General features: G+C 60.2%; 22 protein-coding genes. 15 read left to right on the top strand and 7 right to left on the bottom strand.

Annotated features, from left to right (window positions below; translation table 11 throughout):
- Nucleotides 1-291 precede the first annotated feature (291 nt).
- Nucleotides 292-3,240: a membrane-targeted effector domain-containing toxin gene (locus tag VF672_RS17125; protein ID WP_331105750.1), complete on the bottom strand. Its 2,949-nt coding sequence runs from the start codon at nt 3,238-3,240 to the stop codon at nt 292-294.
- A 170-nt stretch (nt 3,241-3,410) separates the two neighbouring features.
- On the opposite strand from VF672_RS17125, the gene VF672_RS17120 reads away from it, so the two are divergent.
- Nucleotides 3,411-4,784, top strand: coding sequence for a multicopper oxidase family protein (locus tag VF672_RS17120; protein ID WP_331105749.1), 1,374 nt, complete (start codon nt 3,411-3,413; stop codon nt 4,782-4,784).
- The gene (tadA, locus tag VF672_RS17115; protein WP_331105748.1) at nt 4,784-5,266 is read left to right on the top strand and encodes a tRNA adenosine(34) deaminase TadA; all 483 of its coding nucleotides are present in this window, start codon (nt 4,784-4,786) and stop codon (nt 5,264-5,266) included. The genes VF672_RS17120 and tadA overlap by 1 nt, the downstream gene beginning before the upstream one ends.
- 34 nt (nt 5,267-5,300) lie before the next feature.
- Here the strand turns inward: tadA and mltF are convergent, their stop codons facing one another.
- Nucleotides 5,301-6,761 carry a membrane-bound lytic murein transglycosylase MltF gene (gene mltF, locus VF672_RS17110; protein WP_331105747.1) on the bottom strand — a complete coding sequence of 487 codons (1,461 nt, stop codon included), beginning with the start codon at nt 6,759-6,761 and terminating at the stop codon, nt 5,301-5,303.
- A 213-nt stretch (nt 6,762-6,974) separates the two neighbouring features.
- Here mltF and purL point away from each other — a divergent pair, with 213 nt between their 5' ends.
- Nucleotides 6,975-10,874 (top strand): phosphoribosylformylglycinamidine synthase, encoded by a 3,900-nt coding sequence (purL, locus tag VF672_RS17105; RefSeq protein WP_331105746.1) that lies wholly within the window; start codon nt 6,975-6,977, stop codon nt 10,872-10,874.
- A 6-nt stretch (nt 10,875-10,880) separates the two neighbouring features.
- Nucleotides 10,881-11,192, top strand: a complete 312-nt coding sequence (locus tag VF672_RS17100; RefSeq protein WP_331105745.1) for a YqfO family protein — start codon at nt 10,881-10,883, stop codon at nt 11,190-11,192.
- A gap of 160 nt (nt 11,193-11,352) precedes the next feature.
- Here VF672_RS17100 and VF672_RS17095 read toward each other — a convergent pair whose 3' ends face one another.
- Both VF672_RS17095 and VF672_RS17090 read right to left on the bottom strand, forming a co-directional pair.
- Nucleotides 11,353-11,916: a L,D-transpeptidase family protein gene (locus VF672_RS17095; protein WP_331105744.1), complete on the bottom strand. Its 564-nt coding sequence runs from the start codon at nt 11,914-11,916 to the stop codon at nt 11,353-11,355.
- A gap of 50 nt (nt 11,917-11,966) precedes the next feature.
- Nucleotides 11,967-12,518: an NUDIX hydrolase gene (locus VF672_RS17090; protein ID WP_331105743.1), complete on the bottom strand. Its 552-nt coding sequence runs from the start codon at nt 12,516-12,518 to the stop codon at nt 11,967-11,969.
- Between the two features lie 153 nt (nt 12,519-12,671).
- Here VF672_RS17090 and VF672_RS17085 point away from each other — a divergent pair, with 153 nt between their 5' ends.
- From VF672_RS17085 to purT, 4 genes are all read left to right on the top strand, one after another.
- Nucleotides 12,672-13,283, top strand: a complete 612-nt coding sequence (locus tag VF672_RS17085) for a CoA pyrophosphatase (RefSeq protein WP_331105742.1) — start codon at nt 12,672-12,674, stop codon at nt 13,281-13,283.
- Between the two features lie 34 nt (nt 13,284-13,317).
- Complete coding sequence (locus VF672_RS17080; protein ID WP_331105741.1) at nt 13,318-13,842, top strand: gamma carbonic anhydrase family protein; 525 nt, start codon at nt 13,318-13,320, stop codon at nt 13,840-13,842.
- Nucleotides 13,842-14,090, top strand: a complete 249-nt coding sequence (locus VF672_RS17075) for a DUF1289 domain-containing protein (RefSeq protein WP_331105740.1) — start codon at nt 13,842-13,844, stop codon at nt 14,088-14,090. Before VF672_RS17080 ends, VF672_RS17075 begins: the two co-directional genes overlap by 1 nt.
- A gap of 116 nt (nt 14,091-14,206) precedes the next feature.
- Nucleotides 14,207-15,388: a formate-dependent phosphoribosylglycinamide formyltransferase gene (gene purT / locus VF672_RS17070; RefSeq protein WP_331105739.1), complete on the top strand. Its 1,182-nt coding sequence runs from the start codon at nt 14,207-14,209 to the stop codon at nt 15,386-15,388.
- A gap of 220 nt (nt 15,389-15,608) precedes the next feature.
- Here purT and VF672_RS17065 read toward each other — a convergent pair whose 3' ends face one another.
- The 3 genes from VF672_RS17065 to VF672_RS17055 all read right to left on the bottom strand — a co-directional run bounded on the left by VF672_RS17065 (nt 15,609) and on the right by VF672_RS17055 (nt 19,298).
- A complete protein-coding gene (locus tag VF672_RS17065; protein WP_331105738.1) occupies nt 15,609-16,931 on the bottom strand; it encodes an MFS transporter in 1,323 nt (440 codons plus the stop codon).
- 303 nt (nt 16,932-17,234) lie between these two features.
- Nucleotides 17,235-18,473 (bottom strand): transporter associated domain-containing protein, encoded by a 1,239-nt coding sequence (locus VF672_RS17060; protein WP_331105737.1) that lies wholly within the window; start codon nt 18,471-18,473, stop codon nt 17,235-17,237.
- 12 nt (nt 18,474-18,485) lie between these two features.
- Nucleotides 18,486-19,298 (bottom strand): cytochrome C assembly family protein, encoded by an 813-nt coding sequence (locus tag VF672_RS17055; RefSeq protein WP_331105736.1) that lies wholly within the window; start codon nt 19,296-19,298, stop codon nt 18,486-18,488.
- A gap of 288 nt (nt 19,299-19,586) precedes the next feature.
- Between VF672_RS17055 and ffh the strand changes: the two genes are divergently transcribed.
- From ffh to VF672_RS17020, 7 genes are all read left to right on the top strand, one after another.
- Nucleotides 19,587-20,963, top strand: coding sequence for a signal recognition particle protein (ffh, locus tag VF672_RS17050; RefSeq protein ID WP_331105735.1), 1,377 nt, complete (start codon nt 19,587-19,589; stop codon nt 20,961-20,963).
- Between the two features lie 247 nt (nt 20,964-21,210).
- On the top strand, nt 21,211-21,462 hold the full coding sequence (rpsP, locus tag VF672_RS17045; RefSeq protein ID WP_331105734.1) for a 30S ribosomal protein S16: 252 nt from the start codon (nt 21,211-21,213) through the stop codon (nt 21,460-21,462).
- Nucleotides 21,463-21,467: 5 nt separating this feature from the next.
- Nucleotides 21,468-22,004: a ribosome maturation factor RimM gene (gene rimM, locus VF672_RS17040; RefSeq protein ID WP_331105733.1), complete on the top strand. Its 537-nt coding sequence runs from the start codon at nt 21,468-21,470 to the stop codon at nt 22,002-22,004.
- Between the two features lie 3 nt (nt 22,005-22,007).
- The gene (trmD, locus tag VF672_RS17035; RefSeq protein WP_331105732.1) at nt 22,008-22,760 is read left to right on the top strand and encodes a tRNA (guanosine(37)-N1)-methyltransferase TrmD; all 753 of its coding nucleotides are present in this window, start codon (nt 22,008-22,010) and stop codon (nt 22,758-22,760) included.
- 43 nt (nt 22,761-22,803) lie between these two features.
- Nucleotides 22,804-23,154 (top strand): 50S ribosomal protein L19, encoded by a 351-nt coding sequence (rplS, locus tag VF672_RS17030; protein WP_037012438.1) that lies wholly within the window; start codon nt 22,804-22,806, stop codon nt 23,152-23,154.
- A gap of 129 nt (nt 23,155-23,283) precedes the next feature.
- Nucleotides 23,284-24,180 carry a site-specific tyrosine recombinase XerD gene (gene xerD / locus VF672_RS17025; RefSeq protein ID WP_331105731.1) on the top strand — a complete coding sequence of 299 codons (897 nt, stop codon included), beginning with the start codon at nt 23,284-23,286 and terminating at the stop codon, nt 24,178-24,180.
- 152 nt (nt 24,181-24,332) lie between these two features.
- Complete coding sequence (locus VF672_RS17020; protein ID WP_331105730.1) at nt 24,333-25,019, top strand: hypothetical protein; 687 nt, start codon at nt 24,333-24,335, stop codon at nt 25,017-25,019.
- Nucleotides 25,020-25,363 lie beyond the last annotated feature (344 nt).

Raw genomic sequence — 25,363 nt, 5'->3', positions numbered from 1 at the left:
CGGTTGTACATACCTAATGTCCGATACGTAGCGCCTTGTGCGCTTGGCGCAAGAGTGGTCTTTTTGCGATCGCGAGGACATTCTGCGGTGGCGAATGATATTTGGGCGCGGCCGGGATGCGCACCTCGTGTTATTACTGCTTCCTTGCCCCGGATACACTGCCCAGGGTCTGAAGTATGTACGGATAGCCACAGGGTTGTGTGCGACAGTGTAATGAACATGAAGGGGGGGCTGTGACTCCGAACAGCCGAGTGAAGCCACCAACGCCTCACTCGGCTTTACGTCTTAAGTTCAACGCACCCACGTCATCCCCATCAGCTCCAGCGCAGAGGTCAAATCCGCCAGCGATTCGAAGCGACGTCCGCTCACCCGTGGCCACTTCGGGCGATCGATATAAAAGCGTTTGCCCTGACGCTTGATCTCCGTGCGAACGGACGTGCCTTCATTGCTGCGATGGACGAGCGTGAGCCGGTTCTGGTCCTGCTCCAGCGTGAACAGACCCGGGCGATTGAGTTTGTCCTCCAGATCGCCCATCGTGCTGCTTCCCTTCTTGGGTGCTTCCATGAACTGCAGCCGCAGGTCGCTTTTCACCGTCCCCGCCACACGGGCCATCGTGTCGGTGGTCTCCACGCCTGGGTCTGGCGTTATTCCGGTTGACTCGAGGGTACGCGTGTCTTCAATGCGTAACCCGAACACTCCTTCCAGTTCTGCAACGCCGGCAACGCCCTGATACGTGTTGGCATGGGAATTACCCACCAGCGCGACCCAATTGCCTCTGCTCTGCGCGGCCTGATCCGCATCGATGACGCCCTTGGCGTAGAAATTCATCATCTTTTGCCTGAGGGTTCGTTCAGCGCCCAGCATGCCATCGACGCGGTAGCTCGCCATACAGTCGATGGCCCTGATCCGTATGCGATTGGCCCGAGCGGCTTTGAGCACGGCCATGAATGTATATGTGCCGGTTGGATCGGTACGATGGCCTTTGTCGAGTGTTTCTACATAAGACTCAAGCTGTGACGACATCTCCCCGGTCTTCGAAAAGGCGTCCAGATCTGCTTGGTGGAAGTCGCTCAGCAGGTGCTCCATATAGAGCGTTCTGACCTTGAGCTTGGCGAGCCGCGGCATTTGTTCGATCAGAAACTGTTTGCTGCCCACACCAGCGTGACTTTCGCCGATGACCAAGCCTGAGGCGCGTTTGAACAGCATTTTGAGCGCGCTTTTCAGGGGCGCATCAGCAGGAAGCTCGGGAATTTCCGGACGTGGTGGCAATTGGAGTGACGTGAAGAACGCATCGGCGTCCTGGCGCAGGTCCCGACGTATGCGCTTGAAATCTTCGTAGGGGTCGGGCGCGTTGAAATCACCACTGTGATAGCGCTCGTCGACATAGCGTCCGCCGTGTTGTGCGCCCTCCATAAGCTCGGGCTTGAGCGCGGCCGGGACTTCATAGGGGTTGGGTAGGGGAGCTGTCTGAGGCGAGATGCTGGCGCCACGACCGCCCCAGATTTTCTCGAAGCTTATTCCGCCGCCCCGCAGATTTGGCGTGACAATTGGCTGCCACACGCCAGCGCTGCTGCGCCGCACCGGCATGTTCCGGTAGAACGAGTAGGGATTTTCCGGATCGATGATTGCCCAGGACTTCAGCTCGTTGATGTAGCGAACGGCATAAGCGAACTCGTCGATTTCGATGAACGTTTCGCCCTGATCGGTCAGATAGATGCCGTCCATCCGGCCTTCGCCGCGGACCGGTTCAAAGGCATCCAGGAGCATGTTTGTCTCGAAGGACGCGAGCGTATTGTTGCTACCTACCGGATAAAAAGGTTCAGGCGCAACATCCGGTGTTCTGATGAATGCATCGACGGGTTCATCGATCCCGGTTTCAGGTCGCGGTTCCAGCGCCTCTTCAGGCTGAAGCAGCTCGCCTTCCGGCACTGCCTCGCCGCCCGCGAGAAACGCGCCGTTAAACAGGGTGTCGATGCCCGCGGTTACAGCGCCGATGACCCCCGCCTTGCGTTGTGCCGTGCTCGTGCCGTTTACAGCCTGATCGATGTTGAGGCCCATGTCGGCCATGCCGGCGCCGACCGCTGCCAGCGCAATTGGCCAGTCGATTGCCGCCAGCGCGCCGGAAAGCTGGGAGAAGGCCCGAAGATAGCCAATCCACATCTGTTTGCGCAGGTCGCCGTTGGAATGCAACGCCAGGTCAGCGTCGGCGAACATCCGCGTGCGGATTGCGTCACGCAGATGAGCGAACGGGTCGCCCGCCACTCGACGGCTGTGCTGATTGATCACGCCGGGATTCGCAGCACCCCATGTGGTGTAGAGCACATCCAGCCCGTGAAACAAGCCGATGTTGTCGTCAGCCTCTCCATGCGCCGCTAGCGGGAAATGCCCCATGAACCGTGCGCGTCGCTCGGTGCGGTTGTTTTGTGACAGCAGCCACCCGTGCAGCTCTTGCGCCGTCGCGAAAGCGTGGAACGCCTGCACTTCACCGGGGGTGTAGAGAATCTGTCGGTCGCCGGGCGTCACGATGCGCAGGATGTCACTGGCTTCGTAACCGATCACATCGAAGGTCCAGACACTTGCTTCGGCCGGGGCCGGAGCGCTGGTCTGCAGGGTTTGCAGACTCGGCGATGCAGAAGGCTCAACGCACGCCGCACGCAGAACGCTGCGCAGATCCTCTTCGCCGAGCCAGCCCGCCTGATGGTCTTCGAAAGCGCTGGCAATGAAGTTGGCCTTGGCCATGGTGCGGAAATCGTCCGCGAAGTCACGCCAGAATGCTCTCAGTTTTTCCTGGTAGCGGGATTTGAAATCGACGGCCCAGAGGTCGCTCATGACCCGGGCAGGCCGCAGACGGACTTCATTGCGCTCATCGAACCCCTCCGCGTCGGCGCCAGCGGTGTAGAACCCGCTGAGCATTTGAAGGGTGTCGGCGTTGTCCTGATCCTGGGGATTGAAACGCTGCATGACCAGCTGCGGCAGGGTCATGGACTGATAGGGTGCGTCGCGGTGCTGCCAGCCATTGAATGATCGCGTACTGCTCACGGCCGTGTGAAAGCGGTGCCAGTAAACCCTATCGGGCTCGGTGTCCTTACCGGTCTGACGCTGGAGGATCTCCCGCGCGATGCTGCGAGCCATTTCGCGCATGTCGGGGCAGGCCTCGACCAGGCGCTCGCTCATGTTGATGAGGGCGGTTCGGTCCTGGTTCAGGGGCGCAGAGGGCGGGTGATTGGGTGCGGCGGTCATATTCGTCTTCCTTGATGAATGAGCAGCAAGCTTGGCGTGATTCCGGATTCATTTGGCACTAGATATGTATTGCGTACGCGGTCGCCTTAAAATTCTGCAAGTGCAGGTGTATCGTGTCTGCCCTTCGCATCGTTCCCGGATGCGGCCAGTCGTTTGAGGTTTTGCCGTACATGTCTTTTACCCGTCGACAAATACTTGCAGGTCTGGCTGGTCTTGCCGTGGTCGGGCTTGGCGCTGGCGGCGCCTCAAGGTATTGGCTGGGCAAACGCGGCCCGGGGGAGGGTCACGATTACGAACTGATCGCCGCGCCACTGGACGTCGAATTGGTGGCCGGGCACCAGACCCCCGCCTGGGCGTTTGGCGTGTCGGCGCCGGGCACTGAACTGCGGGTAAGGCAGGGCGAGTGGCTACGGGTGCGCTTCATCAATCACCTGCCCGTGGAAACCACCATCCATTGGCACGGCATCAGGCTCCCGCTGGAGATGGACGGCGTGCCTTACGTCTCGCAATTGCCGGTCAAGCCGGGCGAGTACTTCGACTATAGATTCCGTGTGCCAGACGCTGGCAGCTATTGGTACCACCCGCATGTCAGCAGCAGCGAAGAGCTGGGGCGTGGACTGGTCGGTCCCCTGATTGTCGAAGAGCGCGAGCCCACCGGATTCGCCCACGAACGCGTGGTCAGCCTAAAGAGCTGGCACGTGGACGAGCAGGGCGCTTTTACTGATTTCAGCGTCATTCGCGAGGCCGCCCGCGAGGGCACGGCCGGCCGATTGTCGACGATCAACGGCGTGCCACAGGGCGTCGTCGAGCTGCCGGCCGGGCAAATCACCCGCGTGCGCCTTCTCAATCTCGACAACACGGTGACCTACCGGCTGAATCTGCCAGGCGCCGAGGCGATGATTTACGCCCTAGACGGCAACCCGGTCAAACCGCGCCCGCTGGGCAAGGATTACTGGCTTGGGCCGGGCATGCGCCTCTGTCTCGCGATCAAGGCGCCCGCCGCCGGTGCAGAGATTTCCCTGCGCAACGGCCCGGTGCGGCTGGGCACCTTTCGCTCGGTCGCGCACAACGGTGCGCCGGGCGAGTGGCCGCCCGAGCTGCCGGCAAATCCCATCGCGGAGCCTGACCTGGCCAACGCCGAGAAGCTGAATTTCAATTTCGAGTGGGTCGGCTCGGTGTCGGTGAATGTGGACAACGGCAAACCCCCTAGCCTGTGGCAGATCAATGGCCAAGCGTGGGACATCACCGACAAGACCTGCGCCGACCGGCCGATCGCCAAACTCCAAAGAGGCAGAAGCTACATCATCGAGCTGAAGAACATGACGCAGTATCAGCACCCCATTCACCTGCACGGCATGAGCTTCAAAGTGATCGCTTCCAATCGCAAAACCGTGATTCCGTATTTCACCGACACCTATCTGCTGGGGCGCAACGAGCGCGCACGGGTCGCTTTGGTCGCGGATAACCCCGGCGTGTGGATGTTTCATTGCCACGTGGTCGATCACATGGAAACCGGTCTCATGGCCGCTATTGAGGTGACCTGATGCGCCAGCCACCTATCATCGATCGCAGCCGTGATCAGCACTTCATGCGTGAGGCGCTGGCCTTGGCGGCAGAAGGCGCGTTGCTGGGCGAAGTGCCGGTTGGCGCCGTGATCGTGCAAAACGGTGAAATCGTGGGCCGAGGCTTCAATTGCCCCATCAGCGGCAACGACCCCAGCGCCCACGCCGAAATGGTCGCTATCCGGGCGGCGGCGCAGTCTGTGAGCAATTACCGCCTGCCAGGCAGCACGCTGTACGTCACCTTGGAACCCTGCAGCATGTGCGCGGGGCTGATCGTCCATTCACGCGTCAGCCGCGTGGTCTATGGCGCGACGGAGCCCAAAGCGGGGGTGGTGCAGAGTCAGGGGCAGTTCTTCACGCAGCCGTTCCTGAACCACCGCGTGCTGTTTGAAGGCGGTGTGCTGGGTGAGGAGTGCGGGACGATGCTGAGCGAGTTTTTCAGGATGAGGCGGGCGAAGGGGTAGTTCAGTGCGACGGCGAGTGGATTCCGGCGGCTGACTAAAGCGGCGCCTTTTCTTCCGGCGGCTTGGTCTTGTCGACGCCAGGGACGTGCATCGAGCCTTCCGCGACCTGACCACCTTCCATCTGCGGCTGCGTCACCCACGTGAGGATGTCGTAATACCGACGGATGTTGGCGACGAAACTGACCGGTTCGCCACCGCGGGCATAGCCGTAGCGGGTCTTGCTGTACCACTTCTTCTGCGACAGACGCGGCAGCATTTTTTTCACGTCCAGCCATTTGTTCGGGTTTAGCCCTTCGCTTTCCGCTAGCTTGCGTGCGTCATCCAGATGACCGGTACCAATGTTGTAGGACGCCAGCGCCAGCCAAGTGCGATCCGGCTCCTGAATCGAGTCGTCGAGCTGTTCTTTGACGTAGGCGAAGTACTTGGCGCCGCCCTGAATACTCTGTTTTGCGTCAAGCCGATTGGACACGCCCATGGCCTGGGCTGTGCTCTGGGTGAGCATCATCAGGCCGCGCACGCCGGTCTTCGACGTCACGCCCGGCTGCCACAATGATTCCTGATAACCGATCGCCGCCAGCAGCCGCCAGTCGACCTGCTCGGCTTTGGCGGCGGTCTGGAAGTGCTTTTCGTACTTGGGCAGGCGTTCCTGCAAATGCTGGGCGAAGGTGTAGGCGCCGACGTAACCGAGGACGTCGACATGCCCGTAGTAGCGGTCTTTAAGCCGCTGCAACATGCCATTCTTTTGCATCTTGTCGAGATAGGCGTTGATCTCGTTGAGCAGGCTGTTGTCATCGCCCAGGGCCACCGCCCAGCGCTGGTCGCGGCCATCGCCAAGGTCAAAGCCGACGCGGACGTTGGGGAAATACACCTGGTTCATCGCCAGCTCGTTGGAATCCACCAGCGTCAGGTCGATCTGGCCCTCATCCACCATGCGCAGCAAGTCGACGACTTCGACCTGATCGGACTCTTCGTAGTTGATGCCAGGGTTCTTGACCTTCAGTGCGGCCAGCTGCTCGGCGTGGCTGCTGCCTTTGAGGACCAGGATGCGCTTACCGACCAGATCGCCCGGATCAGTCGGGCGCGACTGGCCATTGCGGTACACCACCTGCGGGGTGACTTCGAGGTATGAATGGGAAAAGCGCACCTGTTTCGCGCGGTTCTCGCTGCTCACCAGCCCGGCCGCTGCCAGCACCGGCCCGCCTGGCTTGCTCATCTGGTCGAACAGGTCGTCGAGGTTGTCGGCGGCTTCTATTTTGAGTTCGACACCCAGATCGTCGGCAAAGCGCTTCACCAGTTCGTATTCGAAACCGGTTTCACCGTTGCGGTCCTGAAAATAGGTCGCCGGGCTGTTGCGGGTGACGACGCGCAAAACGCCATCCTCCTTGACTCGTTCCAGCGTGTTGGGTTTCTCCACACACGCGCCGAGCAGCAGGAAGATTCCGGTTGCGATGAGCCACTTGGCACAGCGTGGGCGGAAATCTGATTGGGAAAACATCGGTGCAGTATACGCAAAGGAGCCATACCGCCATATCTCGACAGCGCGGGTCGCGTCTGATAGAGCAGAGGATTTTTTACCTTTCGGCGCAGGCAAGCGCCCGGAGCCGACATTCGGGCGTACGCCATGCCGTGGTTTCGGGTGCCTCCGGTGAGCGATTAGGCTAGAATGCACGGCCTCAAAGCACACCCCCTTCCCGAGGCTGTCCCGACGATGTTGATCCTGCGTGGTGCTCCCGCCCTTTCCGCCTTCCGCCACAAGAAATTACTTGCACAGCTGAACGATAAAGTTCCGTCTGTCAGTGGCCTGTACGCTGAATTCGCCCACTTCGCTGAGGTCAATGGCGTCCTGACCGAAGACGAGCAGCAAGTCCTTGCCCGCCTGCTGAAATACGGTCCGAGCGTACCGGTGCAGGCGCCTGCGGGCCGCCTGTTCCTGGTCCTCCCGCGCTTCGGCACCATTTCGCCATGGTCGAGCAAGGCCACCGACATCGCGCGCAATTGCAGCCTGACCAAGATCCAGCGTCTTGAGCGCGGCATCGCCTTTTATGTAGAAGGCGCGTTCAGCGACGCCGAGGCACAGCTGATCGCCGACGCCCTGCATGACCGCATGACCCAGATCGTGCTGGGCGCGCTGGAAGAGGCCGCCAGCCTGTTCAGCCACGCCGAGCCCAAACCTTTGACCGCCATCGACGTACTGGGTGGCGGCCGCGCGGCGCTGGAAAAAGCCAACGTTGAATTGGGCCTGGCCCTTGCCGAAGACGAAATCGACTACCTCGTCACGGCGTTCATCGGGCTCAAGCGCAATCCCCACGACATCGAACTGATGATGTTTGCCCAGGCAAACTCCGAGCACTGCCGTCACAAGATTTTCAACGCCAGTTGGGACATCGACGGTCAGAGCCAGGAAAAAAGCCTGTTCGGGATGATCAAGAACACCTATCAGATGCACAACGAAGGCGTGCTGTCCGCTTACAAGGACAACGCCTCGGTGATCGTCGGCAGCGTCGCCGGCCGTTTCTTCCCGAACCCTGAAACCCGCGAATACGCTGCGGTTCAGGAGCCGGTGCACATCCTGATGAAGGTTGAGACCCACAACCACCCGACGGCGATTGCCCCGTTCCCTGGCGCGTCCACCGGTTCCGGCGGCGAAATCCGCGACGAGGGCGCTACCGGGCGTGGTGCCAAACCGAAAGCCGGCCTGACCGGTTTCACGGTGTCCAACCTGAACATTCCCGGCTTTGAACAGCCGTGGGAGCAACCTTACGGCAAGCCCGAGCGCATCGTCACGCCGCTGGACATCATGATCGAAGGCCCGCTGGGTGGCGCGGCGTTCAACAATGAGTTCGGTCGTCCTGCCCTGACCGGCTATTTCCGCACCTTTGAGCAGTCCATCAGCACGCCTCACGGCGACGAAGTGCGCGGCTATCACAAGCCGATCATGCTCGCTGGCGGCATGGGCAACATCCGCGAAGAGCACGTGCAGAAAGCCGAAATCACCGTCGGCGCCAAGCTGATCGTGCTCGGTGGCCCGGCGATGCTGATTGGCCTGGGCGGCGGCGCGGCTTCCTCCATGGCCACCGGCACCAGTTCGGCCGACCTGGACTTCGCTTCGGTGCAGCGCGAAAACCCGGAAATGGAGCGCCGTTGCCAGGAGGTCATTGACCGCTGCTGGCAGCTGGGCGACGCCAACCCGATCGCGTTCATCCATGACGTGGGTGCGGGCGGTCTGTCCAACGCCTTCCCGGAACTGGTTAACGACGGTGGCCGCGGTGGCCGCTTCGAACTGCGCAACGTGCCCAACGACGAGCCGGGCATGGCGCCGTTGGAGATCTGGAGCAACGAGTCTCAGGAACGTTATGTTCTGGCCGTCAGCGCCCCGGACTTCGAGCGCTTCAAAGCGATCTGCGAACGTGAGCGTTGCCCGTTTGCGGTGGTAGGTGAGGCGACTGAAGAGCCGCAACTGACCGTCACCGACAGCCACTTCGGCAACAACCCTGTGGACATGCCGCTGGAAGTGTTGCTGGGCAAGGCACCGCGCATGCACCGTTCGGCCGAGCGTGAAACAGAGCTGGGCGACGACTTCGACCCTGCCGCCCTCGACATCGAAGAAAGTGTGCAGCGCGTGCTCCATCACCCGGCTGTGGCGAGCAAAAGCTTCCTTATCACCATTGGTGACCGCAGCATCACCGGTATGGTCAACCGCGACCAGATGGTCGGTCCGTGGCAAGTGCCCGTGGCAGACGTCGCCGTGACGGCCACCAGTTTTGACGTGTACACCGGCGAAGCCATGGCGATGGGCGAGCGCACGCCGCTGGCATTGCTGGACGCTCCGGCGTCCGGCCGCATGGCGATTGGCGAGACCCTGACCAACATCGCAGCATCCAGCATCGGCAAGATTTCCGACATCAAGCTGTCCGCCAACTGGATGTCCGCTGCCGGCCACCCGGGCGAAGACGCCCGTCTGTACGACACCGTCAAAGCGGTCGGGATGGAGCTGTGCCCCGAGCTGGGCATTACCATTCCGGTGGGCAAGGACTCGATGTCCATGAAGACCCGCTGGAGCGACGAGGGCACCGAGAAAACCGTGACCTCGCCGCTGTCGCTGATCGTGACCGGTTTCGCGCCGGTGACCGACATTCGCAAGACCTTGACCCCGCAATTGCGCATGGACAAGGGCCTGACCGACCTGATCCTGATCGACCTGGGCCGCGGCCAGAACCGCATGGGCGCCTCGATCCTTGCCCAGACCCACGGCAAGCTGGGCAGTGTGGCACCGGACGTCGATGACGCCGAAGACCTGAAAGCCTTCTTCGCTGTCATTCAGGGCCTCAACGCCGACGGCCACCTGCTGGCCTACCATGACCGTTCCGACGGTGGCTTGATGACGACCGTGCTGGAAATGGCGTTCGCTGGCCACTGTGGCTTGAATCTCGAACTCGACACCTTGACCGGCAAGCGCGAAAGAGTCGCGGCGATTCTGTTCAGCGAAGAGCTGGGCGCAGTGATTCAGGTTCGCCAGGACGCCACGCCGCTGGTGCTGGCTCAGTTCAGTGCTGCGGGCCTTGGCGAAGATTGCGTTGCCGTGATCGGCAAGCCGATCAACAACAGCGACGTTATCGTCAGCCTGAGCGGCGAGACTGTATTCAAAGGTGATCGCCGCCTGCTGCAACGTCAGTGGAGCGAGACGAGCTATCAGATCCAGCGCCTGCGTGATAACGCCGATTGCGCTGATCAGGAATTCGACGCGCTGCTGGAAGAAGACAACCCGGGCCTCACCGTGAAGCTGGGCTATGACGTCAACGACGACATCGCCGCGCCTTACATCAAGAAGGGCGTACGTCCGCAAGTGGCGGTGCTTCGCGAGCAGGGTGTCAACGGCCAGGTCGAAATGGCTGCAGCCTTCGACCGCGCCGGTTTCGCCTCGGTTGACGTGCACATGAGCGACATCCTCGCCGGTCGCGTCGATCTCAACGACTTCAAAGGTCTGGTGGCGTGCGGCGGTTTCTCCTACGGCGACGTGCTGGGTGCCGGCGAAGGCTGGGCCAAATCTGCGCTGTTCAACAGCCGTGCGCGTGACGCGTTCCAGGGCTTCTTCGCCCGTAGCGACAGCTTCGCCCTGGGCGTCTGCAACGGTTGCCAGATGATGTCCAACCTCAGTGAGCTGATCCCGGGCAGCGAGTTCTGGCCGCATTTCGTGCGCAACCGCTCGGAGCAGTTCGAAGCGCGCGTGGCGATGGTCGAGATCCAGAAGTCGGCCTCGATCTTCCTGCAAGGCATGGCCGGCTCGCACATGCCGATCGCCATCGCCCACGGTGAAGGTCACGCGGAGTTCAAGACCCCTGAGTCACTGATTGAAACCGATCTGTCCGGCACCGTTGCCGTGCGTTTCGTCGACAATCACGGCAAGGTCACTGAAACCTATCCAGCCAACCCGAACGGTTCGCCCCGTGGTATCGCAGGTCTCACCACGCTCGACGGTCGCGTCACCATTATGATGCCGCACCCTGAGCGCGTGTTCCGCGCCGTGACCAACTCGTGGCGTCCGGATGAGTGGGCTGAAGATGGCGCGTGGATGCGTATGTTCCGCAATGCGCGCGTCTGGGTGAACTGATCGCCGATGTACAAGCTGGCTTTCTTCGTGCCGCCGAGCCATGTGGAGCAGGTCAAAAACGCGTTGTTCGCCGCCGGTGCGGGGCGAATCGGCGCGTACGATCGCTGCTCATGGCAGGTCCTCGGCCACGGCCAGTTCCGCCCGCTGGACGGCAGTCAGCCGTTCATCGGGCAGGCCGGCGAGGTCGAGCAGGTTCAGGAATGGAAGGTTGAGCTTGTGGTGGCGCACGAGTTGATCAGCCAGGCGGTTGCTGCGCTGAAGGACAGTCATCCCTACGAAGTACCGGCGTACGAGGTGTGGAGGCTGGAGGATATCTAGCTGTCGCCGCCGTCCGTTTCAGTCGATGCCGACCTTTTTCAACTATGTCAGCATCGCTGTCCCCCTGTAGGAGCCGGGTTGCTGGCGAACGCGGTAGATCGTTGACAAAAATATTGACTGATACGCCCCGTTCGCCAGCAAGCCAGCTCCGGCAATCACGTCACGGGCGAATTTCGATCATCGTGCCGTCTTTCACCAGATCCCACACCTCACGGATATCGCTGTTGCGCATGGCGATGCAGCCGTTCGTCCAGTCCAGCGTGTGGAAATACCACTCCGGGTAATCATCGTTGATGGGCGTGCCGTGGATCATGATCATGCTGCCGGGTTTCACACCTTCGCGGCGGGCGCGTGCGGCATCGGAGATGTTCGGGTAGGAAATGTGCATCGACAGGTTGTAGGCGTCGCTGGTCTTGCGCCAGTCGAGCCAATAGAAACCCTCCGGGGTGCGCTGGTCGCCTTCCTCCAGTTTGGGGCCTTTGGGCACTTTGCCCAGAGAAATCCGGTACGTCTTCAGCGCCTCGCCACGGCTGATCAGCTGCAATTGATGCGCTGATTTCAGCACCAGCACTTTGTCGATGGTGCGGTCCGCAATGTTCTGGGTGTCGATGACCTTTCCGCCAACGAACTTCTGTTCGCTGCCTTTGGGCACGATGGTCTGGGTGAACGCAGCCTGGGACAGCGGTATAACCGACAGGCATAAAACGGCAAGCAACCAGCGCATGAAAAGGGTATCCCTGAAGCGTGCGCGACAATCGCGCGTCATCGTCTTGGTCAAGTGGTTTTGAGAGGGGGTGTCACAGAGAGGCAATCGGTCCGCACCTGGAAATCCTGATGCCGCCGGTCGCGGAAAAAGCATTCTAGGGTACGTCTGACGGTCTGGAAAGCCAGCTCCGACCACGGGATGTCGGCTTCGTCGAACAGCTTCACTTCAAGGCTTTCGATCCCGGCGGCGAACTCCGGTTTGACCAGGTTCGAGCGGTAGAAGATATGCACCTGACTGATGTGCGGAACGTCGATCATCGAATACAAGTGCAAATCCCCCAGCAGCGCGCAGGCTTCTTCAAGGGTTTCACGGCGGGCGGCCTGTTCGACGCTCTCACCGTTCTCCATGAACCCGGCTGGCAGCGTCCAGTAGCCCAGCCGTGGTTCGATGGCTCGACGACACAGCAACACTTTCTCGCCCCACACCGGCACGACGCCGGCCACAATGTTGGGGTTCTGGTAGTGAATGGTGTCGCAATGTTCACACACGTAACGCGGGCGGCTGTCGCCCTCGGGAATACGCTGGATGACCTGTTCGCCGCAGTTGCTGCAGAATTTCATGATCGAATCGGGTTCCTTTTGGCAGCGGCTATCTTGAGCTGTCGCGCGGGTGGACGGCAAGAGGCGTCTTCCACGCGCGGGTTGTCCTACAAGACTTGGGCGTGTCGTCGCTTTGGTGCATGATGCCGGGCAGGCAACCGATCGAGAATTCCCATGCTGGATGAGCTACTTCACCGTATGAGCAGCCACACGCCGGTGACGCTGGAAACGGACGCGCGCTTCCCCGAGGCCGCCGTGCTTCTCCCCATCACCCGCAACGCCGAGCCCGAACTGGTGCTGACCCTGCGCGCCAGTGGCCTGTCGACCCACGGCGGTGAAGTGGCGTTCCCTGGCGGGCGACGCGACCCCGAAGACCCGGACCTCATTTTCACGGCGCTGCGCGAGGCCCGGGAGGAGATCGGCCTGCCACCGGGCCTTGTGGAAGTGGTTGGCCCGCTGAGTCCGCTGATCTCCAAGCACGACATCAAGGTGACGCCCTATGTCGGTATCATTCCGGATTTCGTTGAGTACACACCCAATCACGGCGAGATCGCGGCGGTCTTCAGCGTGCCGCTGGACTTCTTTCGCCAGGATGCCCGCGAGCACACGCACCGCATCGACTATCAAGGGCGCAGTTGGTACGTGCCGAGTTACCGCTTTGGCGAATACAAGATTTGGGGCCTGACCGCGATCATGATCGTCGAGCTGATGAACGTGCTGTTCGACAGCGGCATCGACCTGAACGAGCCGCCCAAGCGATCGATCATCCACACGCTGAAATCCTGACCCCCGGCCCAGCGCCAGCCATGAGGAACACACCATGAAGTACCGCCTGGGCGAGTCCCGCGTCGACGCGCACGCCAGCAGCTGGATCGCACCGACAGCGACCGTTATCGGCCATGTGCGCTTGCAGGCCAACGCCAGCGTCTGGTTCGGCGCCGTGCTGCGGGGCGACAACGAGCTGATCGACATCGGCGAAAACAGCAACGTGCAGGACGGCACGGTCATGCACACCGACATGGGTTCGCCGCTGACCATCGGCCGGAACGTGACCATCGGCCACAACGCGATGCTTCACGGTTGCAGCGTCGGGGACAGCACGCTCATCGGCATCAACTCGGTCATTCTCAATGGCGCCAAAATCGGCAAGCACTGCATCATCGGCGCCAACTCGCTGATCGGCGAAGGCAAGGTCATTCCTGATGGCTCGCTGGTCATGGGCTCGCCGGGCAAAATCGTCAGGGAGCTGACTGACGCCCAAAAGCAGATGCTCGACGCCAGCGCCGCGCACTACGTCCACAACGCCCAACGCTACGCGCGTGACCTGGCCCCGCAGGAAGATTGATGTCCAGCACCGACGCTCCACTCCATGAAGGCCCGATCCATGAAAAGCCGGTCCGCTCGCCTTGCGTGAGCATTTGCGCACTGGACGAAGCCGATACCTGCACCGGTTGCCAGCGCACCCTGGCAGAAATCACCGGCTGGAGCCGCATGGACAATCAACAGCGCCGCGCCGTGTTGAGTGCCTGCGATGAGCGGGCGAGGGCCAGCGGGATGATGTTTCAAGTGAGTGGCGACCGCCCTCAACGTTGAACAACCCCGCGCCACGGCGTTTCATTGCCCGGCCTTCGTGGTAAATTGCGCGCCTTTCTACCTGCGGTTGCTTGCACACGGCGAGCGACCCTCGACCTGCTCCACGAGGACCTGAGATGACTCAAATCGGAACTCCACTGTCGCCGACCGCGACCCGCGTTTTGCTCTGCGGTTGCGGCGAGCTTGGCAAGGAAGTGGTGATCGAGCTGCAACGCCTGGGCGTTGAAGTGATCGCCGTTGACCGTTACGCCAATGCTCCGGCGATGCAGGTCGCGCACCGCAGCCACGTCATCAATATGCTCGACGGCGCCGCCTTGCGTGCCGTGATCGAATCCGAGAAGCCGCATTACATCGTTCCGGAAATCGAAGCCATCGCTACCGCCACGCTGGTGGAGCTGGAGTCCGAGGGCTTTACGGTCATTCCGACCGCCCGTGCCGCGCAGCTGACCATGAACCGCGAGGGCATCCGCCGTCTGGCCGCCGAAGAGCTGGACCTGCCCACCTCGCCGTATCACTTTGCCGACACCTTCGAAGACTACAAAAAAGCCGTTGAAGACCTGGGCTTCCCTTGCGTGGTCAAGCCGGTCATGAGTTCGTCGGGCAAGGGGCAAAGCCTTTTGAAAACCGATGCAGACATCCAGAAGGCGTGGGACTACGCGCAGGAAGGCGGCCGTGCTGGCAAAGGCCGGGTGATCATCGAAGGCTTCATCGATTTCGATTACGAAATCACCTTGCTCACCGTGCGCCACGTCGGCGGCACGACCTTCTGTGCGCCGGTCGGCCACCGTCAGGAGAAGGGCGACTATCAGGAATCGTGGCAGCCCCAGGCCATGAGCCCGGTGGCGTTGGCCGAGTCCGAGCGCGTCGCCAGAGCGGTGACCGAGGCGCTGGGCGGTCGTGGTCTGTTCGGCGTCGAGTTGTTCATCAAGGGTGATCAGGTCTGGTTCAGCGAAGTCTCGCCGCGCCCCCACGACACCGGTCTGGTCACGCTGATTTCCCAGGACCTGTCGCAGTTCGCGCTGCATGCACGCGCCATTCTCGGTCTGCCGATCCCGCTGATTCGCCAGTTCGGCCCATCGGCCTCGGCGGTGATTCTGGTGGAAGGCCAGTCGACCCAGACCGCCTTCGCCAACCTGGAGCAGGCGCTAAGCGAACCCGACACCGCGCTTCGCCTGTTCGGCAAGCCTGAGGTTAATGGTCAGCGCCGCATGGGCGTTGCACTGGCGCGCGACGAGTCGATCGAAGCCGCCCGCTCCAAGGCCACCCGCGCTTCCATGGCGGTGAAAGTTCAGTTGTAAGTTTTACGCTCAATAAAAAACGGCGCCCTCAGGAGCGCCGTTTTTGTTTGGCTATTACGCACTGTCCCATGTGGGAGCGTGGCTTGTCCCGCGATCGGCGACGCAGTCGTCGTCGATGGGTGGCCGCAGTCTTCCTGATTCACCTGGCTATACGGCCTGCGACGGGTTCCTCGCCGATCGCGGTACAAGCCACGCTCCTACACCCCAAATACCCGGTGTGTCAGGCAATCGTGTCCAGGTCTGCGTGCCGGGTTTCTTTCAGGCATAGCACGGCGATGACGCTGATCAGTGCCGCTGCAGAGACATACCCCCCGACCCAGCTCAAGCCGCCCATTTCCACCAGCTTCTGTGCGAAGAAAGGGGCGACCGAGGCACCGACAATGCCACCGATGTTGTAGGCCGCCGATGCGCCGGTATAACGCACGCGCGTTGGAAACAGCTCCGGCAACATTGCGCCCATCGGCGCGAAGGTCACACCCATCAGAAACAGCTCGATCGACAGGAACAGCGTCACCGCCCATGTGGTGCCGTGGGTCAGCAAGGGCTCCATCAGAAACCCGGAAAGAATGGCCAGGACCCCACCGATGATCAGCACCGGCCTGCGCCCGAACCGGTCACTCGCCAGCGCAGACAGCGGCGTCGCCAAGGCCATGAACAGCACGGCGAAACACAGCATCGCAAGAAACGATTCCCGGCTGTAGCCCAGCGTCTTCACCCCATAACTCAACGAAAACACGGTGGAGATGTAGAACAGTGCATAGCACACCACCATGGACGCTGCACCCAGCAGCATCGGCGCCCAATATTGAGCGAACAGCTCGGCAATCGGCAATTTCACACGCTCGTGGCGGGCGATGGCTTTGGCAAATACCGGTGTTTCCTCAAGTTTCAGGCGCACGTACAACCCGATGATCACCAGCACGGCGCTGAGCAGAAAAGGCACGCGCCAGCCCCAGGACCGGAATTGTTCGTCATCCAGCGTCATGGCCAGTGTCAGAAACAGCCCGTTGGCGGCGAGGAAGCCGATCGATGGGCCCAGCTGTGGAAACATGCCGAACCATGCACGCTTGCCTTTGGGCGCGTTCTCGGTGGCCAGCAGCGCCGCACCACCCCATTCGCCGCCCAATCCCAAGCCCTGGCCAAAGCGCAGAACGCAAAGCAGGATCGGCGCCCATGACCCGATGGCGTCGTAGCCCGGCAACACGCCAATCAGCGTGGTGCAGACGCCCATCAGCAGCAGCGAGGCCACCAGGGTTGACTTGCGCCCGATCCGGTCGCCGAAGTGGCCAAACAGCGCCGAGCCCAGCGGACGTGCGAGAAAGGCGATCCCGAATGTCAGAAACGCCGACAGCATTTGTGCGGTGCTGGACGTTTGCGGGAAGAACACCGGCCCGATCACAAGTGCGGCGGCGGTGGCGTACACGTAGAAATCGTAGAACTCGATGGCCGTGCCGATGAAGCTGGCGGTGGCGACGCGGGCCGCAGAGTTGGCGGGGCGGGCCTCGCTCTCGTCGCTGGTTGGAAAGGCAGAAGTTGTGGTCATGCGGAAATCCCTGGCAGTCGTGTTGCCTGTCAGCGAAGGACGAAAAATCGTACGCGCGCTGCGGCAATCGTTAATTGTTTTTTGGGTCCAGCGCTGAACAGACTAGCCCGGATGCGGGCAAAGGCACGTGGCGTGCTCGGGATGGGAGCGAAGGCCAGGGTGTCGCGTGAGCGGTCAGGCTGTGTGACTGGCCGGATCGCGCATTGTGCGGGTAGCACGCGGATCGGCGGGGCTGGGTAAGCGGCTCGATTATAGGAAGGGGATCGGCGCGGAAACAAGTGTTTCAGGCCGCCGCGTGCCTTTTCAGATCACGTCTTTGGTGCGGCTGTTCAGCCACATCAACACCCGGCTGACGCGATTGTCTTCGGTCTCGAGGATTTCCAGGCGGTAAGGCCCGATCTTGACGCAGACCGAGCTGCTGGGAATGGTTTCCAGCGCTTCGGTGATCAGCCCGTTGAGCGTTTTAGGGCCGTCGGAAGGAAGGTGCCAGCCCAGGCTTTTGTTCAGGTCGCGAATCGACGCTGCGCCATCGATCACCAGGCGCCCGTCGGGCTGCGGCTGAATGTGCGGGTTATCGAGCGCTTGCTCGCTTTCAAACTCACCGACGATCTCTTCGAGAATATCCTCCAGGCTAACGATGCCCAGCACCTCGCCGTACTCATCGACGACCACGCCCATGCGCCGCTGCTGCTTATGGAAGTTGAGCAACTGCATCTGCAGCGGCGTGCTTTCCGGCACGAAGTAGGGTTCGTAACACGCCGCCCGCAATGCCTCCTTGGTCAGCTCGTTGCGCGGCAGCAGGTGGCTGATCATGCGCGTGTTGAGCACACCTTCGACCTGATTGATGTCGTTGTGGTAGACCGGCAGACGGGTGTGGCGGGAGATGATCAGCTTGTCGGCGATCTCCTCGATGGTGTCGTCGAGGTTGATGCCATCAACTTCGCTGCGCGGTACCAGGATGTCGTTCACGGTCATGCGGTCCAGCGCGTGAATCCCCGAGATCACATGGGCACGGCCAAAGTGGCTTTCGTTGTCCTGGTAGACAGTCGCACGCATGTCGTCTTCGTCATCGGTGCTGTCCGGACGACGCTTCGACAGAAAAGGGCGCAGCAGCGTTTTGGCGATGTTCTTGTAAATCCAGGTCAGCGGCTGCAACAGGCGAACCGGGATGCGCAGCACGCTGTTGCCCAGCAGCAGAATGGCCTCGGGGCGACGCGCCGCCAGTTTTCGCGGGATGAACTCGGTCACGACCACCAGCACACTGGCGACACCCAACCAGGCAATCAGCGCACCGTGGAAGTAGCCCTGTTTAATGGCGAGCAAGAAGGCGAGGACAGTGATCAGTACCCTGAGCAGCGTGTTGCCGAGAATGAGGCTGTTGAGGTTGAATGCCAGGGCCGGTTTCACGGGCTCGTTTGAGCGGCGATCGACCGGCTTCGCCCGAAGATTATGGTGCGCAGCCTCGACCGCACTGAACAGCCCGGACCACAAGGTGAGCAGGGCAAGTAGCGTGAGCATCGTGCCGACCGGCAGGTTATCCATGATCAGCGCCCGTCAGATGTGCAGGATGTATTCACGAACGAGCTTGCTGCCGAAGTAGGCCAGCATCAAGAGCAGAAATCCGCCCAGCGTCCAGCGGATCGCCTTGTGCCCGCGCCAGCCCAGATGGTGGCGCCCCCACAACAGCACACTGAAGACGACCCACGCCAGAATCGACAACAGGGTCTTGTGAACCAGATGCTGGGCGAACAGGTTCTCGACGAACAGCCAGCCGGAAATCAGCGACAGAGACAGCAGCACCCAGCCCGCCCAGAGGAAGCCGAAGAGCAGGCTTTCCATGGTTTGCAGCGGCGGGAAGCTCTTTATCAGGCCAAGGGGGTGTTTGTTCTTCAGCTGGCGGTCTTGCAGCAATAGCAGCAAAGACTGGAACACCGCGATAGTGAACATCCCGTAGGCGAGGATCGACAGCAGGATATGGCTGATAATGCCGTGTTCTTCGATGATCGGTTGCAACGTACCGGACGGTGCGAACTGCGCCATCAGGGTCGTCAGCAGACCCAGCGGGAACAACAGAATGAGCAGGATTTCGACCGGAAGGCGAATACACGCGAGCATGGTCACGATAATCACCGCGACGGCGATCAGGCTGGCGGCACTGAAAAAGTCCAGACCCAGGCCGATAGGGCGCACCAGCTGGCCAAAAAGCGCGCTGGCCTGGCAAGCGACGGCAAGGGTGCCGATCAGGCACAGCAGCCATTTGTCAGCCTTTCGGCCCTGACGCAGACGCGCACCCTGGTAGACGGTCGCAGCGGCGTAAAAAACGGCGGCGGCGAGGCTGAAGAGCAAACTCGGTGACAAGGGGAACATAGATCCTGTTGGGCATGCCCGAAAGCCGGTGAGTTTGGCATAAAACCGGCATTTCACGAAAGACTACATAAGCAGACGCCGTGGTGTCCGTGCGCCGGAGTCTTCGCTATAATCCGCGACCTGCTCAAGCCACAGGCTCACCGATCGCTGTTTCAGCCGCCTTTGTAACGTCCTTTTTCAGGGGCGTCCCTATAAAGAGCAGGCGTCGCGACTTCGGGAGCCGACTGAAAGGCCGTTTCGGGCCGGGCCGCATCAATCGGGGTTCAGCGCGAACCCAAAGGATCACGCATGTTTGAAAATCTGACAGATCGTCTCTCGCAGACGCTGCGCCAGGTCACTGGCAAAGCCAAGCTGACCGAGGACAACATCAAGGACACACTGCGTGAAGTGCGTATGGCGCTGCTTGAAGCCGACGTCGCCTTGCCGGTTGTCAAAGACTTCGTCAATCGCATCAAGGAGCGCGCCGTCGGCACCGAGGTGTCGCGCAGCCTGACGCCGGGCCAGGCGTTCGTGAAGATCGTCCAGGCCGAGCTCGAGGAGATGATGGGGGTCGCCAACGAAGAGCTGACCCTCAACGTCACGCCGCCGGCGGTCATCCTGATGGCTGGCCTGCAGGGTGCGGGCAAGACCACCACGGCGGGCAAACTCGCCAGATTCCTGAAAGAACGTAAAAGGAAAACCGTGATGCTGGTGTCGGCGGACGTCTATCGCCCTGCCGCGATCAAGCAGCTGGAAACCCTGGCCGGCGACATCGGCGTGACGTTCTTCCCGTCCGACATCAGCCAGAAGCCGGTGGACATCGCCGAAGCGGCCATTAAAGAAGCCCGGCTGAAGTTCATTGATGTCGTGATCCTCGACACCGCCGGTCGTCTGCACATCGACGCCGAGATGATGGGCGAGATCCAGGCGCTGCACGCGGCCACCAAGCCGGCCGAGACGCTGTTCGTCGTCGACGCCATGACCGGTCAGGATGCGGCCAACACCGCGAAAGCGTTCGGTGATGCGCTGCCGTTGACCGGCGTGATCCTGACCAAGGTCGATGGTGACGCCCGGGGCGGTGCTGCGCTGTCGGTGCGCGCCATCACCGGCAAGCCGATCAAGTTCATCGGTATGGGCGAGAAGAGCGAGGCGCTGGAGCCGTTCCACCCCGACCGTATCGCGTCACGTATCCTCGGCATGGGCGACGTGCTCAGCCTCATCGAGCAGGCCGAACAGACCCTCGACAAGGACAAGGCCGACAAACTGGCCAAGAAGCTGAAGAAGGGCAAGGGCTTCGACCTCGAAGACTTCCGTGATCAGCTCCAGCAGATGAAGAACATGGGCGGCCTGGGCGGGCTCATGGACAAGCTGCCAAGCATCGGCGGCGTTAACCTGTCGCAGATGGGTAACGCGCAAAGTGCCGCGGAAAAGCAGTTCAAGCAAATGGAAGCCATCATCAATTCCATGACCCCGGCCGAGCGTCGCGACCCTGAGTTGATCAGCGGTTCACGCAAGCGCCGTATCGCCATGGGTTCCGGTACCCAGGTGCAGGACATCGGTCGTCTGATCAAGCAGCACAAACAGATGCAAAAGATGATGAAGAAGTTTTCGACCAAGGGCGGCATGGCCAAAATGATGCGCGGCATGGGCGGAATGTTGCCCGGCGGCGGTATGCCCAAAATGTAAATTGCAGCGCGCGGGCGTTATTTCCCGCGCGTCCTTCTTTGGGGCAACCGTCCCGATGGCCTGCTCACGCAGGCGCTCACCGCCGTCATCCCTGACGGCTCCACCGCAGATCTTGATGGCCTGACGGCGTATGCCGGAAAAAGTCATTTGCAAAAATCCGGATATTCCTTAGAATATGCGGCCTTTCGGGCACCCATGCCCGCTGTGCATCTTAGATTTGCAGCACCGACTACAGGAAAATTGTTCAATGCTAACAATCCGTCTTGCCCTTGGCGGCTCCAAAAAGCGCCCGTTCTACCACCTGACTGTGACCGACAGCCGTAACCCACGCGACGGTTCGCACAAGGAACAAATCGGTTTCTTCAACCCGGTTGCCCGTGGTCAGGAAATCCGTCTGTCCGTGAACCAAGAGCGTCTGTCCTACTGGCTGAGCGTTGGTGCACAACCTTCTGAGCGTGTTGCTTCGCTGTTGAAGGAATCTGCAAAGGCTGCGGCCTGAGCAATATGAACGCGACGCCAGATTCTGCCGACGATCTCATCGTCATAGGCAAGATTTACTCGGTACACGGCGTTCGCGGCGAAGTGAAGGTGTATTCCTTTACTGATCCAACCGAAAACCTGTTGCAGTACAAAACCTGGACGCTCAAGCGCGAAGGCAATGTGAAACAGGTCGAGCTGGTCAGTGGACGCGGGAACGACAAGTTCCTGGTCGCAAAGCTCAAGGGTCTTGATGATCGCGAAGAAGCACGTCTTCTCGCCGGTTATGAGATCTGCGTGCCACGCAACCTGTTCCCTGAATTGACCGACGGCGAGTACTACTGGTACCAGCTTGAAGGTCTGAAGGTCATTGACGGTCTTGGGCAGCTGCTCGGGAAGGTCGATCATCTTCTGGAAACCGGCGCCAATGATGTAATGGTGGTCAAACCCTGCGCAGGCAGTCTGGACGATCGCGAACGCCTTTTGCCCTATACGGAGCAATGCGTGTTGGCAGTTGATCTGGTTGCAGGCGAGATGAAGGTGGAATGGGACGCGGATTTCTAAGCAATGGCCAGCCTGCGCATAGAAGTCATCACGCTGTTTCCCGAGATGTTTTCCGCCATCAGCGAATACGGCATTACCAGCCGTGCGGTGAAACAGGAGCTGTTGCAGCTCACCTGTTGGAATCCGCGGGATTACACCACTGATCGACATCACACTGTGGACGATCGCCCGTTTGGCGGTGGCCCTGGCATGGTGATGAAGATCAAGCCCCTCGAAGATGCTCTGGTTCAGGCCAGGCAGGCGGCGGGGGATGCGGCGAAGGTAATTTACCTGTCGCCACAAGGCCGCAAGCTGAATCAGTCTGCGGTACGCGAACTGGCGCAGGAAGAAGCACTTATCCTGATTGCCGGTCGTTATGAAGGCGTCGACGAGCGTTTCATTGAAGCTCATGTCGATGAAGAGTGGTCGATTGGCGACTATGTGTTATCTGGCGGTGAGCTGCCGGCCATGGTCCTGATAGATGCGGTTACGCGACTGCTGCCTGGAGCTTTAGGGCATGTAGATTCCGCGGAGGAAGATTCCTTCACGGATGGTCTGCTGGATTGCCCGCACTACACCCGACCGGAGGTGTATGCGGATCAGCGTGTTCCCGACGTATTGCTTAGTGGCAATCACGCACACATCCGGCGTTGGCGTTTACAGCAGTCCCTTGGGCGGACCTATGAACGACGCGCCGATCTTCTGGAAAGCCGCTCGCTTTCTGGAGAAGAGAAGAAGCTGCTGGCGGAATACCTCCGCGAGCGGGACGATAGTTAACGTATCGATGGTAAATCCAACCGGTTTACCTTAGGAGCACAGCATGACTAACAAAATCATCCTTGCACTCGAAGCAGAGCAGATGACCAAAGAGATCCCTCCCTTTGCCCCGGGCGACACCATTGTCGTTCAGGTGAAAGTGAAGGAAGGCGACCGCGCTCGTCTGCAGGCGTTCGAAGGCGTTGTTATCGCCAAGCGTAACCGTGGTGTGAACAGTGCTTTCACTGTTCGTAAAATCTCCAACGGCGTTGGCGTTGAACGTACTTTCCAGACCTACAGCCCGCAAATCGACAGCATGGCTGTGAAACGTCGCGGCGACGTTCGCAAGGCCAAGCTGTACTACCTGCGTGACCTGTCCGGTAAAGCAGCTCGCATCAAGGAAAAACTGGTTTAATCCCAGTCTTCCCATGCGAATGAAAAAGCAGCCTACGGGCTGCTTTTTTGCATTCTGGCATTGGGTTTTGTCCCGCCCCGGCAGATATGAAAAACTCGCCCTCGCTTCCCACCATTCAAGTCAGAACCCATGCCCGCCATTGACCATCCCATGATCGACCGCTTTCTGGACGCCCTGTGGCTGGAGAAAGGTCTGTCCGACAACACGCGCGATGCCTACCGCAGTGACCTTGCGCTGTTCAACGGCTGGTTGCAGGAAAAAGGCGTGGACCTGTTAAGCGTCAGCCGGGAAGCGATCCTCGATCACCTCGGGTGGCGGGTCGACAATGGCTACAAGCCTCGCTCGACGGCACGACTGCTCTCCGGCGTGCGGGGCTTCTACCGCTATTTGCTACGAGAGAAGCTGATTGCGGTCGACCCCACATTGCAGGTCGACATGCCGCAGTTGGGTAAGCCACTGCCCAAGTCCTTGTCCGAAGCCGATGTCGAAGCGCTGCTGGCTGCACCCGACCTGAGTGACGCCATCGGCCAGCGCGACCGGGCCATGCTGGAAGTGCTCTACGCCTGTGGCTTGAGGGTAACTGAGCTGATCAGCTTGACGCTGGAGCAGGTCAACTTGCGCCAAGGCGTGTTGCGCATCATGGGCAAGGGCAGCAAAGAGCGACTGGTGCCGATGGGGGAGGAAGCCATCGTCTGGGTGGAACGTTACATGCGTGACGCGCGGCATGAACTGCTCAACGGTCGGCCCAGCGACGTACTGTTCCCCAGTCAGCGTGGTGAGCAGATGACCCGCCAGACCTTCTGGCACCGCATCAAGCATCAGGCCAAAGTTGCGGGCATTGGCAAATCCCTGTCGCCACACACCTTGCGTCACGCTTTCGCGACTCACCTGCTTAACCATGGCGCCGACTTGCGCGTGGTGCAGATGCTCCTGGGCCACAGTGACTTGTCGACCACGCAAATCTACACCCATGTCGCACGGGCGCGGTTGCAGGAAATGCATGCAAAGCATCATCCGCGAGGGTAGGAGTACTTCGTACCTCTTGCTTGGAGTGGGTGAGTTAATAGCGAATAGTTAGAGGCTTGACTTCGAATTGATCTTTGAGTGTGAAATAGAATGGTTGAAAAGCGGCTATATTTGAATTCACCACTCTGTGTTCACGTTTAAGGAAGAATAAGATGGCTACCGACTTGATGGGCGGCTCATTTCTGGCAACCCTGGAATTAGAGGACGGCACTAAATTGGGATTCTCCAGGATTGTAAAAGGAGAAGACGGAAAACTGAAGTCTGAGCTACAAGACTACTTATACGCCAGCACTCTGGAAGTTAGATCTATCGTGGTTGAGTTCCGCTATGTCCGTCCGAAGGTGTATGTTTTATTCCATTGGGGGTTTCTTGACGAGTCTACTTTAAATCAAGAGAGTAGTAGCTTGTTGCCCGAGCCCTTCACCTTTGCACCTAGACTAATTCCACCCAGCACGGACTGGGGTAATTACGATCCGGATGTTCGTGAGCTAACGTCAGTTGGTAATAGCGATCCTTATTTAGATTCGGGCCCGAAACTGCTGAGCCCGTGGCTTGAAAGAAGTTCGGAGGCCTGGCGGATTGGTGTGGATGCCAACGGCTGTCTTCTGAGGACAAAAAATAAGGACAGTGCTTTTCACGCCTATATAGAAAGTGCGACGCCACAGTTCGTGTACATAAGATCTTCGAAAAGCAATAACTATCTAAAGATAACCGACGTCGAAAATGCGGACGATGAACAGCGATGTGCCCGGGTGAGTGACCGCGCTGGCGCGAAGGAGTTTATGAAAATGAGAGTGATCGGTGTTTATGCCCCGGACGGTGAGATCCAGTTTACCTAGAAGGGAGAGGGCGCCGACGAGGGCTTCAAGGGCCACGGATGTCGCTGTGACGCCTTCGCCCGCGCTAAACGAGTCTTGATAGTCTGTACCCACGTCCCCCTCTGCGCGCGGTTGCAGGAAATGCATGCAAAGCATCATCCGCGGGGGTAGGGGGCGTCAGTAATTTACGACGTGTCTTACATCAGCGGGCGTCGGCCTCGCCAGCCTTATGTGATAGGCTTTGCCGGTTTCGCAGATCAAGGCCCTGAAAACATCCCGGTGCTTTTTCGCCACCCGTTTTCAGCCCGGCCCGTCTGCTCACCGCTCGAGGAGTTTTCATGCGCGTCACTCGTTTTCTCGGTGCT

Origin of the sequence: Pseudomonas sp. (genome assembly GCF_036387035.1) — a bacterium.
GTDB lineage: Bacteria > Pseudomonadota > Gammaproteobacteria > Pseudomonadales > Pseudomonadaceae > Aquipseudomonas.
Note: the sequence above shows the minus strand (reverse complement) of the source record. Positions and strands in the feature narration are given on the sequence as shown.

What these genes read in the sequence shown, in the direction of transcription:
- VF672_RS17085 (WP_331105742.1), top strand. Translation starts at nt 12,672, where the DNA reads ATGCTGGATGAGCTACTTCACCGTATGAGCAGCCACACGCCGGTGACG.
- trmD (WP_331105732.1), top strand. Translation starts at nt 22,008, where the DNA reads ATGGCCAGCCTGCGCATAGAAGTCATCACGCTGTTTCCCGAGATGTTT.
- VF672_RS17055 (WP_331105736.1), bottom strand. Translation starts at nt 19,298, where the DNA reads ATGTTCCCCTTGTCACCGAGTTTGCTCTTCAGCCTCGCCGCCGCCGTT.
- rimM (WP_331105733.1), top strand. Translation starts at nt 21,468, where the DNA reads ATGAACGCGACGCCAGATTCTGCCGACGATCTCATCGTCATAGGCAAG.
- xerD (WP_331105731.1), top strand. Translation starts at nt 23,284, where the DNA reads ATGCCCGCCATTGACCATCCCATGATCGACCGCTTTCTGGACGCCCTG.
- VF672_RS17065 (WP_331105738.1), bottom strand. Translation starts at nt 16,931, where the DNA reads ATGACCACAACTTCTGCCTTTCCAACCAGCGACGAGAGCGAGGCCCGC.
- mltF (WP_331105747.1), bottom strand. Translation starts at nt 6,761, where the DNA reads ATGTTTTCCCAATCAGATTTCCGCCCACGCTGTGCCAAGTGGCTCATC.
- VF672_RS17020 (WP_331105730.1), top strand. Translation starts at nt 24,333, where the DNA reads ATGGCTACCGACTTGATGGGCGGCTCATTTCTGGCAACCCTGGAATTA.
- VF672_RS17080 (WP_331105741.1), top strand. Translation starts at nt 13,318, where the DNA reads ATGAAGTACCGCCTGGGCGAGTCCCGCGTCGACGCGCACGCCAGCAGC.
- VF672_RS17125 (WP_331105750.1), bottom strand. Translation starts at nt 3,240, where the DNA reads ATGACCGCCGCACCCAATCACCCGCCCTCTGCGCCCCTGAACCAGGAC.
- purT (WP_331105739.1), top strand. Translation starts at nt 14,207, where the DNA reads ATGACTCAAATCGGAACTCCACTGTCGCCGACCGCGACCCGCGTTTTG.
- rpsP (WP_331105734.1), top strand. Translation starts at nt 21,211, where the DNA reads ATGCTAACAATCCGTCTTGCCCTTGGCGGCTCCAAAAAGCGCCCGTTC.
- VF672_RS17100 (WP_331105745.1), top strand. Translation starts at nt 10,881, where the DNA reads ATGTACAAGCTGGCTTTCTTCGTGCCGCCGAGCCATGTGGAGCAGGTC.
- ffh (WP_331105735.1), top strand. Translation starts at nt 19,587, where the DNA reads ATGTTTGAAAATCTGACAGATCGTCTCTCGCAGACGCTGCGCCAGGTC.
- tadA (WP_331105748.1), top strand. Translation starts at nt 4,784, where the DNA reads ATGCGCCAGCCACCTATCATCGATCGCAGCCGTGATCAGCACTTCATG.
- VF672_RS17060 (WP_331105737.1), bottom strand. Translation starts at nt 18,473, where the DNA reads ATGGATAACCTGCCGGTCGGCACGATGCTCACGCTACTTGCCCTGCTC.
- VF672_RS17075 (WP_331105740.1), top strand. Translation starts at nt 13,842, where the DNA reads ATGTCCAGCACCGACGCTCCACTCCATGAAGGCCCGATCCATGAAAAG.
- rplS (WP_037012438.1), top strand. Translation starts at nt 22,804, where the DNA reads ATGACTAACAAAATCATCCTTGCACTCGAAGCAGAGCAGATGACCAAA.
- purL (WP_331105746.1), top strand. Translation starts at nt 6,975, where the DNA reads ATGTTGATCCTGCGTGGTGCTCCCGCCCTTTCCGCCTTCCGCCACAAG.
- VF672_RS17090 (WP_331105743.1), bottom strand. Translation starts at nt 12,518, where the DNA reads ATGAAATTCTGCAGCAACTGCGGCGAACAGGTCATCCAGCGTATTCCC.
- VF672_RS17120 (WP_331105749.1), top strand. Translation starts at nt 3,411, where the DNA reads ATGTCTTTTACCCGTCGACAAATACTTGCAGGTCTGGCTGGTCTTGCC.
- VF672_RS17095 (WP_331105744.1), bottom strand. Translation starts at nt 11,916, where the DNA reads ATGCGCTGGTTGCTTGCCGTTTTATGCCTGTCGGTTATACCGCTGTCC.